Here is a 13,572-nt window from a genome sequence, read left to right on the forward strand (position 1 = left end):
CCTATGCTATACTGTCGCTAATTAGCTGCGAATCACGCACTCGACAAAGGAGCAGGCCTTAATGAACTTCGATCAATGGATCGCACCCGAACAATATAACATCAGCTCTGAGATTGAGCGTCACAAGTCGGACAAGCTTGCGCTCCGCTTGCTGGACGATCAGGGCCATACCACGTCAATTACATATAACGACCTGCTGAAGCAGGTGAACCAGCTGGCGGGCGGCTTGAACGAGCTTGGCCTGGCAAAAGGCGACCGCGTCCTCGTCATGGTCCCAAGAACCATCGAAGCGTATATGATCTACGTAGCCTGCTTGAAGCTTGGCCTTGTCATTATTCCATCCTCCGAAATGCTCCGGGCGAAGGATCTCTCCTACCGCCTCCAGCATTCCGAAGCGCGCGCGGTTATCGCTTGGGCAGAAGGTGCCGCTGAAGTAGACAATATTACGGAAGAGCTGCCGGCGCTGCAGTTCCGGATTGACGCAAGCGGCGGACAAACGGGCGGCTGGATTACTCTAAGCTCCTTAATGGAAGGACAGCCCGAGGAACGCGAAGCTGAGGCTACCCACCGCGATGATATGGCTATTCTTGCTTATACGTCGGGAACAACCGGCAATCCAAAAGGCGTCGTTCACAGCCACGGATGGGGTTATGCGCATCTGCGCATCACCGCTGCATGGCTTGGCATCCAAAGCTCCGATCTGGTCTGGGCAACCGCTGCTCCAGGCTGGCAGAAATGGATCTGGACGCCGTTCTTATCCGTGCTGGGCAGCGGCGCAACCGGCTTGATCTATAACGGTTCGTTCAGCGCGGAGCGTTACTTGCGGATCATTCAGGAAAACCAGGTTCAGGTGATGTGCTGCACGCCAACCGAATACCGCATTATGGCGAAGACGGATGGCTTATCCGGTTACGACCTGTCGTCGATCCGCAGCGCGGTATCGGCCGGCGAGCCGCTTAACCAAGCCGTAATCAAGCAGTTTGAAGAGCTGTTCGGCTTCATCATCCGCGACGGCTACGGCCAGACAGAAAATACGCTCTTGATCGGCAATCTGAAGGATTCCCCGATCAAGATTGGCTCCATGGGCAAGTCTATCGTTCCGGGTCTCGTCGAGATTATTGATGACGAAGGCCGTCCCCAGCCGATGGGAGAGGTCGGCAGTATTGCCGTTCATACCGACATGCCTGCCCTGTTCAAGTCGTATTACAAGGATCCCGAACGCAAAGGCGCCAACATTGTTGGTTCATACTTCATCACCGGCGACCGCGCGAGCAAGGATGAGGAAGGTTATCTGTGGTTCGAGGGCCGCGGAGACGATATTATTATCAGCTCCGGCTATACAATTGGACCGTTTGAGGTTGAGGAAGCCTTGCTCCGGCACCCCTCCGTCAAGGAATGTGCGGCAGTCGCAAGTCCGGACGAAATCCGCGGCCATATCGTGAAGGCGTTTATCGTGTTGAGGGACGGCGTCTCCGGCTCCCCGGAGCTGGTCAAAGAGCTGCAGGATCATGTCAAATCCGTAACGGCGCCTTACAAATATCCGCGTAAAATCGAATTCGTAAGCGAGCTGCCGAAAACCAACTCCGGCAAAATCCGCCGGATTGAGCTTCGCCAGCGCGAAGCGTTTCTGAATTCTTAAGCAAAATAACAGCCGCTGTTCAAACCAAGCTTTTACTAAGGCTTAGTTTTGAATAGCGGCTTGTTTATTACGATAGTTCTTTCTCTATGCCGCAGTAAATAACGTATTCTAGGCAATCATCTATCTCACTGGTATAATTAACCTATTAAAGGACATATTCTCTAGTAGCACGTTTGTAGAGGAGGAATGTTCTTGGAGGGCAAAGAGGAGGAGAAGGATGTGGCTAATAAACAAGAAACTATTAAAACAACCGTTGCCAGTGATCGTGTCGTTGAAGAAGCTATGAAAAAAGGCATGAAAAAATACGACAAGACACTTAAAAGGTTGTCGAAAAGTTAATGTATGTACAACTTACCGCAGAGCAGATTATTCAAATTCATGATGAACAATTAAAAGTATACGGCGGCCTACCTGGTATTAAGGATAGAGGCCTGCTCACGCATTTAACGATGCAAATAAACGCACTGCCGTCTTAACTTGTTATGTTTTTCTTGCAATCCACAACCAAGAGCTAATCGCCGATGATGATGACTTGTATGAAGTAGCTATAAAAGTCGCTACTAAAACAATGAATATAGATGAATTAAGTATTTGGCTTCAAAATAATTGCGACTGAACTAAGCCCCCAATCCTTCAAAAGGATTGGGGGCTTTGTTTTTACTGCCTTATACTTTTAACGAAAATGCCGCGTTATCGAAGTTGCCGATGTATTTCTTGCCTGTCTCGCCATTGCCGGCAGAGCCGGTAAGCACCAGGTATACATCTTGAATGCCTGTCAGCTTTTGCGTCAAGGCACCGCTTACGGTGTCATAGGTTGCCCAGTTTCCTGCCGTAGGAGGAGTGGAGATTTTACCCACGAGCGTACCTGTTGGACTACCGAGTCGTATTTCAACTGCGGAGTTCGTAAAACAATTAGTGGTATTACCCGCATACTCAACTGCGAACGTATTAACACCTTCCGTACCGAAGTCCATTCGTTTGTAGGCCAACCATGCGCCATTGAACGTGTTCTTCACTTGCAGCCCAGCTCCGCCTTTACCCGGTTCCGTTCCGAGAGCGGTGCTGTTCGCCGGATTCAATGCCGTTGTCCACGCATCGTACGATTCCAGCTCCAGCTTCGCAAAGTCGCTGCGGACCGTCTTGTAGCCAAAGGTTAAGCTGTCATAGTTGCCTACGTATAGCAGACTTGAAGTCGTGCTACCCGTCATTACGATGTACAAATCCTGCTTGCCTTTGATCGTCGTATTCAGATCAGCGGTTGCCGTATTATATTGACCCCATGTACTGCCTGTATTAGGGATCGCTACCGTTCCGACCAAGGTACCTGTTGGGCTGCCAAGCCTGATATCTGCTTTTACATCCGCAGGAGCTCTATTGGTTGGCGCATCGTAGACGATGGATACTTGGTTTTTGCCTTTCTCCGAACCAAAATCAACGTCTTTGAAGCCCAGCCATGCGCCTGTGTACGTATTGCCGATCGTCTGGCCGCCATTGTTGTTCTCGATCTTCATGGCTTGATTGTTAAACGTGTTGAAAGCGGTATTCCATTCGGTCTTGTTCTCGAATTGAACGGTAATTTGCTCTTGCTCCGGCTGCTGCGGCTCTTCCGGCTCCTGCACGCTCAAGGAGAAGGACGCATTATCGAAGTTGCCGATATATTTCTTGCCGGTCTCTCCGTTTGCTGCAGATCCGGTAAGCACCAGATAAATATCTTGAAGACCAGTCAGCTTCTGAGTCAAGCTGCCGCTTACCGTAGTATACGTTCCCCAAGCAGCCGCGGTTGGCGGTGTTGCCACCGTTCCAACCAGCGTGCCTGTTGGACTTCCGAGACGAACCTCTACCGCAGAGTTGTTGAAGGTATTGGTCGAGTTGCCCGCGTACTCGATCGAGAACTTGTCTACGCCTTCACTGCCAAAGTCCATACGCTTGTAGGCCAGCCATGCACCGTTAAACGTATTGGCTACCTGCTGGCCAACTCCGCCCTTGCCCGCTTCCGTCTTCAGCGGCGTATTGTTATTGCCTGTGTTTACATCCGTTGTCCACTCGTCATAGCTCTCAAGCTCAAGCTTGGCGTAATCCGTTCTAATCTTCTCATAATCGAACTTGAACCAGTCGAAGTTGCCGATATACGGAAGATTGTTAGGCGTACCCGCCACCATCACCACATACAGCTTCTGCTGTCCGGTGAGGGTTCTCGTCAGGTTCGCTTTGGTGGTGATATAGCTGCCCCAGCCTGCATTCTTGTCTTCTATATTAACCGTACCCACGAGCTCGCCAGTCACGCTGCCGAGTCGGAACTCCAGCTTGGAGCCGGCCGGCACCTTATCCGTTGGAGCATCGTATTGGACAGTTACGTTATTGTAGCCTGAAGTGCCAAAATCTACGTTATAAGCAAGCCATGCGCCGCCAAACGTATGGGCAACAACCGTTCCGCCGTTGCCTGCTTCCGTCTGCAGACCGCCGCCACCGTTCGGATGCGCAGCGGAAGTCCATTCCGCGCGGTCCTCGAATTGAATCTTCATTCCCGTCTCCGGCACTTCCGGTTCTTCCGGCTCGTCCGGCTTCGGATCCGGCAGCGGAATTGGTTCCGGCAGCGGCTCCTCGGTTACTGGCGGCCCCTCCGGATCCGGAAGCGATCCCGGCTCCGACTGCTGCACGATTGGATCGGCCAGCCAGAGCGGCGATTCGTAGATATCTCCGTTAAATTCGTTGACAAGGTATACGTTAACCTTGTATTTGCTAGCATCCACGTTATAGATTTGCGAGATGTCGAAGCTTCCGGTCTGAACCGGCACCGCGCTGGATACCCAAGCGTGTTCCTTGCCGTCCATCAGCTGGAAGACAACAACCGCCGAATCGGTATAGTCGCCTTTAAGCGTACCGGTAACATCCACCACCATGTTGCCGTCCTGGTGAATATCGGCATCCAGGTCATACACATCCCACTTCACGTCCGAGGTATAAGCCTCGGTAGACAGAAGGGCTTCGCCTGCTGCGCGATTGGCCGCCGCGTTCGCCATAACTCTAACTTGAACAATACCTGGGGCATAGTTCAGCGGTCCAACGGTTTGCGGATTCGCCTTCGCTTGCTTCCAAGACTTGCCGCCATCCGTGCTGAACTCGTAATCCGATGCGTTGTTGATGCCTTCTACAGGCGTCCAGCCAATGGTATTGGCTTTGTCATCAACAACCGGATGGGTTGGAGCAGCCGGAATGTTCAGCTTGCGTACCGCTTCTAGACTAAATTCGAACGCGATATCCGAGCTGGTTGCGTTAACCTGATGCACCTCTGCCGTCAACACGTTCTTGCCTTCAACCAGGTAAGAAGGATCGATAATGAAGCCATTCTTATCCCGCTCATCGCCAACCGTCGCATTGGCAAACGTGCTGTAGTTTACGGCGCCGGAAGGCATATTCGTACGGAAAATCTCATGTCCGTTCAAGTATACGATTGCGCCGTCGTCGCGGATCAGGCTGCCGTCCAGTTCAAGGATGCCGTCCAGATCCTTCGCGTCGAACGTTTTGCGGAAATACGTGGTTACGTACTTATTGTTGGCATTAGGTCCGTAGCTGACCGTCGTTGCCGGTTTGCCGTAGCTGTCATAACCCAGCATGGCTTTCCCGGAGCTCCAACTGCTGTCGTCGAAATCTACTTGCGTCCAGCCTTCGCCGGCTTCCTTGCCTTTGTCGTCATATTTCCAAGTCGATTTCTCGGGGATCAGCTGCTCATGGTTGAAGTCATTGTCCATGTCCGCGTTGTAATCAACCGTTGGAGGAGCAGCGCTTGCTTTCGCGCCCCAGCTCATGTTCGGCGTGCTGCTCATATGAAATTCAAGCGTGCCGCCAGCCATCAGATCATCGTACTTAATCCAGGACTGATTGAAGTCTTTGCCGTTCAGCTCAGCCGATTGGATAAAGCGGTTCTCGCTCGAAACATTATCCGCCTTGATCACAAGCGTCTTCCCGCTGCCCATATGCAGCTTCACTTCGGAGAAGATCGGCGAGCCGATCAGGAAGTAAGCTTCGCCCGGGTTGCCAGGGAATAAGCCAAGCGCGCTGAAGACGTACCAGGAGGACATGCCGCCTGCGTCATCGTCCATCGAAGACAGGTAGCCTTCCGGATCGTCCCGGTATACGCGGGATTTAAGCGGATAAGCGTAAGCCCCGTGGTTATGGTATTTCTGCGTCACGACTTCCGTCGTAAATTCTCTCGCATAGTATTGCGTCAGGTAGGGATAACCCAGATAGTTGAACAGATACGGCGCCGAGATGTCTTCTTCGTTAATCGCCATATACTCGTCGATCTCGAAGAAATGCTTCAGCTGCTTCGCCATCTCCGTCTTGCCGCCCATCAGCTCGGCAAGGCCGTTGATATCCTGCGGCGCGGACCAGCGGTATTGCCACAGGTTGCCCTGATAAGCATAGCGGTCAACCGCCTGAATGTCGCCGGCTCCAACCGTCGTACCGTTAGGCGTAAAGAAGCCGGTTGGGACACCCTTTTCATCTACTTGCGCCTTGTTCCACAGCTTTTTGTAAGAAAGAGCTAGCTCTTTGTACTTCTCGAATGTTGCTTTGTCTCCGATCAGCTGGGCCAGCTTCATCGGGAACGATGCACTGTTCGCTTTCTCCAGCTTGCCGGAGATCTCTCCGTCGCTGATGGAGAAGTTGTCCGCGTCAACCGCCATTCCTTTTAACGCCTTATAGACGTCAAAGTCCTGGAAGCCTTTCGCGTACGCATCAAGAATAACTTGTCCGTTGAATTCGTTCCGGACCGTTGGGCTTGGCCAGTAACCGTCGCCCCATTGGGTATAAGTGCCGCGGGTATTGTAAAGATCCACAAGCGACTTCACCATGTTGTTGTAGCGCTGCGGCTCGAACAAGGAGAACATCGCGTATTTGCGGAAGTCGTCCCATGTCGTCCAGCCGTTGTAATACTCGAAGTCATCGCCCAGCTCGGAAGCCTGGCGAATCGTATTCTCGTCTCTGCCTGCTTTGAACGTGCCGGCCGAGCTTGTTACGTTTTTCGGGCTCAGATAAGAATGGTACATTTGCGTATAGAATACGCGCTTGTTCTGCTCATCCGCATCCGTAATTTCAACCTTGTTCAATACGTTGCTCCAAGCTGCTCTTGCTTCCTCGTGACGGGCGTCAAAATTCCAGTCCGAGTACAAGCCGCGCTCCGCTTGCGCCTGCTCCACGCTAATCGTGGACAGACCTACCTTGGCTTGAACCGTCTTGCTGCCTGCCGTGTTGAAGTTCAGCCATACGCCGCTGTTCGAGCCGCTGCGCTGAGCTACCGCGCCTACGGAATCGCCTTGCCACGAGCTGTAGGAATCAAAGTCATGATCGAATTGAATTGAGTAATAGATTGTGTAGTAGCCATGGCCGCAGACGTTCTGGGATTTGATCATCCCCGTAATTTCGTTGCTGCCCGTTACTTTCAGGTTCGCATCCACCATACCCGCGTAGGAGTTCGACAGATCGACCAGAACGGAACCGGTATTGGCCGTATCCGGGAACGTATACTTGTGGAATCCTACGTTATCGGAAGAAGTCAGCTGCACGTTAATGCCGGAGGCAAGCGTTACGCCGTAAAAGCCTGCGGATGCCTGCTCGCTGCTCTTGTCATACTTCTGCTTGTATTCCGCAACGTTCTTCGTAAAATCGCGCGTCTCCGGCATCATCAGGATGTTGCCGCCTCCGCCGCTGCAGCCTACGCCGCTGAAGCGAAGATGGGAGAAGCCCTTCAGATTTTTGTTCTCGTAGTAATAACCGCTGAATGCTCCGCCGTCGCTGTCCGGACCAAGCGATACCAGACCAAACGGCGTTGTAGGGCCAGGGTTGGTCTGACCGTTATCGCCGAGCGTATTAATGAAAGGATCTACGTAATCGATCGGAGCCAGATTCGTCTCCGGTTCAGCCGGAATTTGATCGGCTTCAACCCCGTATACTTCCAGCTCGTAGATCCGGGCGATGTTGCTGTCATACGCCGCCTTGTCGATGTAGAGACGGAGGTACCGCGTGGTGAACGGAGTAATAAACCGGTCAACAATCGTCTGAGCGTTGTTCGTCACGACGTCGACATCCGTCCATGTCTCGCCGTCATCGCTTTTTTGAAGTCTGAAGTTTTTCGTATTCCAGAACGGGCTGTTGCCGGACTCGTTAATCGACGCGTTCTGCAGTACCCATTCGTTCACCAAATATTCTTTGCCCAAATCAAGCTTGAGCCATTTCTTCTGGGCGGAAGTGTTATCGCACCATTTCGTATCGGTCTTTCCGTCCACGGCGTTGCTGGCACTTTCGTTCGCGTTGCACTGGCCGGAAGCCGTCGCCGTCGCGTTTATAGCCACGTTCCTGGTCGTAATTCCTTCGGCCGCAGCCGCAAATGCGGCATTTGATCCGACAGGCACCAGAATGCCGGTCAAGCACATAACGGTCATCGCCACCGCAAAAAGCTTTTTAAACATTTGCCGGGTCCTCCCTCTTTCGTCATCCTTACGGCATCAGCCGGTTAATCATAACGGCGATTTCCGCACGTGTCAGAGCAGCTTTCGGATGGAACTGCTTGCCGTCGCCTTCGATTAAACCAAGCTTCCAAGCTTGATCGACAGCGGCGCTAGCCCAAGCCGAGATTTGTTTCTTATCCGCGAATGCCGGCGCATCTTTGCCGGTATCTTTTACTTCAAAGTACTTAACGGTCCGTACAAGCGTAACGACAGCCTCTTCACGGGTAATCGGATCGTTTGGTCTAAACGAACCGCCGTAGCCCGACATAATGCCAAGCGAAACCGCGCGCGTTACCGCATCGGTGTAATATTGGCCAGCCGGTACATCCTTGAACGGATTGGCTGCCGCCGCGTCTGCCTCTTTACCTGTGTAATCCACGGCGCGCATCATCATAGTCGCGAATTCCGCACGCGTAATGTTGCGGTTAGGCGCATAATGCTGCTGGTCCACGCCGGATACGATATGCTTCGCGCTCAGGGACTTCACAGCTGCTTCCGCCCAATGGCCAGCCGGCACGTCCACGAAGGTCTTGCTGTATTCCAGAATGGTATACGTGGAGAAATGACGAGCATTAAACTTGAACGTATTGCCTTCAAGCTTGCCGCTGACATAGTCAAGCTGCTTGCCGTTCACGTAATAAACGCCAGCCAGACCGGAATGGAGCTGCTTCGCTTGGTCATCCGTCAGCTTAAACGTTACTTCCGCAGGCTTGTCCAGATGATGAATCTCCGTAACGCTGCTGCCATTGATCACTTGAATCGTTGCCGTAAGCACAACGCCCGTGGAAGCGTAGTCCGGGTTCGATTGAAGCGCTTGGTTAACGGCGTTCTTGGCATCGCTTGTCAGAACCGTATTGACGACAATGCGAACCTGCGAGCTCGCCGATGTATCGGATGTCCCGATTGAACCTGCAGGGAATCGAAGGGTCGAGCTGCCCGAAGTCACAATCAGGTCCAGATTCTTGTCCTTCAGCGTCTTCAAGGTCTCTGCCGGGAAGTTGAGAGCGCTACCCGCATCGCCGGTCGCTGCAGGCAATTCTACCGTAATGGAGCCTTGAGCGCTGCCCATAGCGGAAGCTAAAGTGCCGCTTCCGAACATATAGCCGTCTTTGCCAAGCTCCGGCTTGATCGTAGAGCCAGTCGAGTCGCCGGCATCTGCAGGAATGGTTGCTGCAGGAGGTGTTGTTCCCGTGCCTCCGTTACCATTGCCGTTACCCGGGTTGGATGGCTCCTCCGGATCCGTGCCGCCTCCGCCAAGCTTCTCTACAACGGAGAAGGTCTTGTTCACCGTAGAAGAGCCGCTGGTTGCCGCAACGTTATACACGCCCCAAGGAGCAAAATCCTGCGTCTCGGGAATGGTAATGGTTGCTGTATAAGTGCCGTTAGTTGGTTCAATAACATCCATATAGAAAGTTGTCTGATTCGGACGGATGATCTTCAGGACTACATCGTCCTCTGCCGTTCCGGAGAACGTAATCTCTCCGCCGCGCAGCACTTCCTTCGCGCTTATATTAAGCGCGAAGGCTGCTGCAGCCGCGTAGCCGGTTGCCGGCAGAACAACAATACACAACGCCAGTAGGGCTGCCAAAACTTTTTTCACTTCACATGATCCTCTCTTTCCAGCCGTTATTGGAACAGCATCGGTCTTGCCAATTGAACCGGAGTCTCGTTCTTGCTGTCGAACTTGTTCACGACGAATACCTTCACCTTGTAATCTTCGCCGGTCTCGTTAAAGTACTGCGTGATGGCAAGCTTGGTCTTCTTAAGCGGTACGGCGCTGACGAGAATCGGCTGCGGATTGGTCCCCTTCATCAGCTGGAACACCACATAGGCATCATCCCCATAGTTCTTGAGCTGCTCGACATTAACGCTGACCTTCAGCTGCTCTTTGCGATCGATTGTCCCCGTAAGAAGGAAGGTATCCCGGGTATCGTTCTTCGTGAATGCCTTCGTGGATATTAGAGGCGTACCGGCCATAATGCTAAGCGATTCATTCGCTGCGACGCGAACCTGTACCGCACCGGCAGCAAAGTCACCATCGGCGATGGGCTGAGGGTTAGCCGTAGCCGGGCTCCAGGTTTTACCGTTGTCTACGCTGTATTCGTAGTTGATTACGGCATCGTAGCCTTTTACGTTAGTCCAGCCAAAGGTGTTATGCGCATCGTCCACAACCGGAGCTGTAGGCGCAGCCGGCTGGTTACCCACGCTTGTTGCGATTTTCGCTTCCGAGTTATCGCGTTTGTTAACTGCCTTCACGACGAATTGGTAGGACTGGTCAAGATTTGTTTTGTCTACGACATACTGGTAGCTGTCTTGGCCTGCAACCGTTGGAATGTACGCATTCCAGTTCATGCCAAGCTTGTCGTTCTTCTCGTAAATACGGAAGCCTCTGATTCCGTCATCCACCGGCTTGTTCCAGGTAATGGTCCGTTTGCCGTCCTCCGATTTGCTTACTTCCAATTGTTCAACCGGCTTCGGCTTCTCGTCTTCGCGTACAATCGTGTACGTATCGAACGGATCCGTCTCGCCCGTCATAAAGGAATCGATGGTGAAGGTGCTATCCGTCATGCTGACGCCGGAGAAAATCGCCTTCTTCGGCTGCTTGAACACTGCGGCGTAGAAGCGGTCAACACCGTCTTTGACATCATAGAACTTCGTTGCAGCCGAGTTGTTGATCATGTAGAGCGTACCGTCGGGATTAAGGGCTCTGCCTTGCACATCCGTCTCTACGTTCTGAACCGGCTTGTTATCGTACATTTGATATGAACGCATAAACGTATGGTCATGGCCTTGCAGGACAACGTCGATTCCGAGCTCGTCAAAGATCGGATACATCTTTTGACGCAGGGCCAGAATATCGCTGTCGAGCGCATGGTTGCCCACGGAATAGATTGCTTTGTGGAACGCTACGATCTTCCACTTCTTGTCCGTCTCCGCAACCTCGTGCTTCAGCCATTCAATCTCCTGCTCGAAGGATTCCTTCTGCGCATCGTCCCAGCCGATATCCATCGTGTTAAGGACCATGATATGCGCGTCGCCGTAGTCATACGCGTACACGCTGCCCGGCGGCAGCGGGTTCTTGATCGAATCGTTCGGGTAGTTGAAATGGTAGTAGTAGTTATCGTTGTACGGGCCTTCATGGTTGCCGACAGCAGCCATTAGCGGCAGGTTCATTAGAATCGACTGCGGCTTCTTGAAGTAATCCAGCCACTGCGATTCGAGTGCGCCCGCATCAACCTGGTCGCCGGTCATCAGCAGGAACTTCGCATCCGGGAACTTCGTGATGGCTTGCTGCATCGTGTTGCCCCAAACATCGTAATCCTGCGAATTGGAGCCTTGCGAGTCGGTCAGATACAAGAAGTTGAAGTTGTTCTCGTTATCGCTTTCCGTCGTGAAAGAACCCGTCTCGCTCCAGTAGCCGTCGGCGCCAAGGCGGTACTTGTACGCCGTGCCCGGCGTCAGTCCTTCAACCAGCACTTTATGGCTGATGAACGAGCCCGTCGTGCTGCTTGTCATTTTCAAATTCGTGAGAACCCGCGTATCCTCCGGCTTGCCCGTTACGCGGATTTTATTCGGCGAATCAAATCCTTCCGCTGCAGGCACGATCTCAACGATACTGTCCTTAATGTTCGTTGGAGCGCTTTGCGGACGGTCGTAAGGGGTATACCAGGCAAAGGAACGGTTCGTCTTCGCGCTGCCGTAGAGCGACATCGCGATTGCGATTGGCGAGTAGTCCGTTACCTCGGAGAAGTTGGAAGGACTAAACGCAAAAGCCTTAACGGCTGTTCCGTCCGCATATTTGAGATTGCCTTGACCGTCATAGGCAAGAGACACCGTTTGACCAGGCAATACGATCTTCGCCAGACTAACCGTCAAGCTTGCGGAATCCTCGCCGGCCGCAATCTGCGAAGCGGAGACCGGTTGGCCGTTCGCCATGACCGTAAGGTGATTATTCAGATCAGCCGGCAGTTCGCCAAGCCCGGAGAGCATGCTAAGCGATACGGTTTTTCCATCCGCGGCAACGTTTGCCGCCTTAGGACCTGTATACTCTGCCGGAAGATAGAAGGCGTTGCCCGGAATGATCTCCTTGGCGAGCGTTGGCGTGGACCAGCGCAGAAACAGGTTGGAACCGCCAAAGTCCTCGAAATATTCGATCTTGATATCATACTTGCGGTTGCCTTCGAGCGTAACCGGGGTGCTTGTCTGCTCTTTATCCCAATCGTTCACCCAATGGTCGATCACAAGTTTGTTGTCAATCCATACCCGGAAGCCGTTGTCGCCCATCATGTAGAAGGTGTAGTCACCGGATGCCGGCGGCATGATCTGGCCGGTCCAGCGCACGTTGGCGTTGTCCTCGACGCCTGTCCATCCCTTTAATACCGGGTTCAAATCTGTGAAATTAATAAGCGGATCTACCGTTGTCGCTTTATAATCGCCATAAGCAAAGTTGTTGCCCGAGCCTGAGTTCAAATAATATTCGCCGAGCAAGCCCTGCGCTTCGGAAGCTGTTGCGGCCAAATCAGAGGTTGCCTCTTGATTCGTATTGTCAGGCGTTTCCGGAGCTGCTTCGCTTCGATCGAAGCCAATCGCTTCAAATTCGTAAATCCGTGCGGCGTAAAAGCCGGTATCGGCATCCACATCTCCCGGATTCGTAATGTTAAGCTTGAAGTATCTTGCCGTCATCGGCGTGTCCAGCTCATGCGTCGTTGTGTCCTCGGTATTGCCGGCTACCGTTACGACAGGAGTCCAATTGACATTGTCATCGCTTGTCTCAATGGTAAAATCCTTCGTGTTGTACGGCTCCTCTTGGCCGCCTGCTCCGGCATGTCCAACGATAAACTTCTCTACGCTGACCTCCGAGCCGGCATCCACCTCCAGCCAATACGGATTGTCCGCCGTTGGCAGACCGTCGTTGCCTTGGAATACCCATTCACCGCTCTCTCTGTGTCCGTCAATGGCCAAGGAAGGCGCAAAAGCATCCGATACATAACCGTTTGCGGTTGCGGTAACTCCCGCTCTTGCAAACACGTTCTCGGCGGATGTTCCGGCATTAGCCTGCTGCACCATGAAATAACCGCCGGACGCGGCAACGGATGTCCACAGCGTCACGACGGCCAACATACGGTTTGTCAGCTTATAACTTCTCTTCACTCCCGATTCCTCCTACTCTACCTAATGCTTCTGCATCATAATAGAGTAGAATAATTTTGAGAATGTAAAAAACTTTTAAAGAAATAGTAAATGTAAGAAATTTTCATTGATTATTTCGATTTAATATTCTAAATTATTTATTTGATAATCGTTTGTATTATATATTTCATATAATTCCGGGCAGTAATATATATATATGAATTTTATAATTATTACTAATGTAAAATGTGCATCGTTTGCTTTTGAATGGAAGATACGACTTGTTCGGATAGATAT

5 protein-coding genes and 1 pseudogene are annotated in these 13,572 nt (G+C 52.2%); 3 read left to right on the plus strand and 3 right to left on the minus strand.

Annotated elements, in window-relative coordinates:
• Positions 1 to 61 precede the first annotated feature (61 nt).
• The 3 genes and pseudogenes from ACR9FF_RS22895 to ACR9FF_RS22905 all read left to right on the plus strand — a co-directional run.
• Complete coding sequence (locus ACR9FF_RS22895) at positions 62 to 1,639, plus strand: acyl-CoA synthetase (RefSeq protein WP_435165160.1); 1,578 nt, start codon at positions 62 to 64, stop codon at positions 1,637 to 1,639.
• A 192-nt stretch (positions 1,640 to 1,831) separates the two neighbouring features.
• The gene (locus ACR9FF_RS22900) at positions 1,832 to 1,978 is read left to right on the plus strand and encodes a hypothetical protein (RefSeq protein ID WP_015846226.1); all 147 of its coding nucleotides are present in this window, start codon (positions 1,832 to 1,834) and stop codon (positions 1,976 to 1,978) included.
• 154 nt (positions 1,979 to 2,132) lie between these two features.
• Positions 2,133 to 2,255 (plus strand): annotated as a pseudogene (locus ACR9FF_RS22905) (type II toxin-antitoxin system death-on-curing family toxin); the annotation flags it as partial.
• 49 nt (positions 2,256 to 2,304) lie between these two features.
• Here the strand turns inward: ACR9FF_RS22905 and ACR9FF_RS22910 are convergent.
• Genes ACR9FF_RS22910 through ACR9FF_RS22920 form a run of 3 tightly spaced genes read right to left on the minus strand, consistent with a single transcriptional unit; the run spans position 2,305 to position 13,296 of the window.
• Positions 2,305 to 8,106, minus strand: coding sequence for a glycoside hydrolase domain-containing protein (locus ACR9FF_RS22910; RefSeq protein ID WP_435165163.1), 5,802 nt, complete (start codon positions 8,104 to 8,106; stop codon positions 2,305 to 2,307).
• Positions 8,107 to 8,134: 28 nt separating this feature from the next.
• Positions 8,135 to 9,745 carry an S-layer homology domain-containing protein gene (locus ACR9FF_RS22915; RefSeq protein WP_435165166.1) on the minus strand — a complete coding sequence of 537 codons (1,611 nt, stop codon included), beginning with the start codon at positions 9,743 to 9,745 and terminating at the stop codon, positions 8,135 to 8,137.
• Positions 9,746 to 9,771: 26 nt separating this feature from the next.
• Positions 9,772 to 13,296, minus strand: a complete 3,525-nt coding sequence (locus ACR9FF_RS22920) for a PA14 domain-containing protein (protein ID WP_435165169.1) — start codon at positions 13,294 to 13,296, stop codon at positions 9,772 to 9,774.
• Positions 13,297 to 13,572: the final 276 nt, after the last annotated feature.

The sequence above is a fragment of the Paenibacillus glycanilyticus genome (assembly GCF_051200795.1).
GTDB classification, from domain to species: domain Bacteria; phylum Bacillota; class Bacilli; order Paenibacillales; family Paenibacillaceae; genus Pristimantibacillus; species Pristimantibacillus glycanilyticus.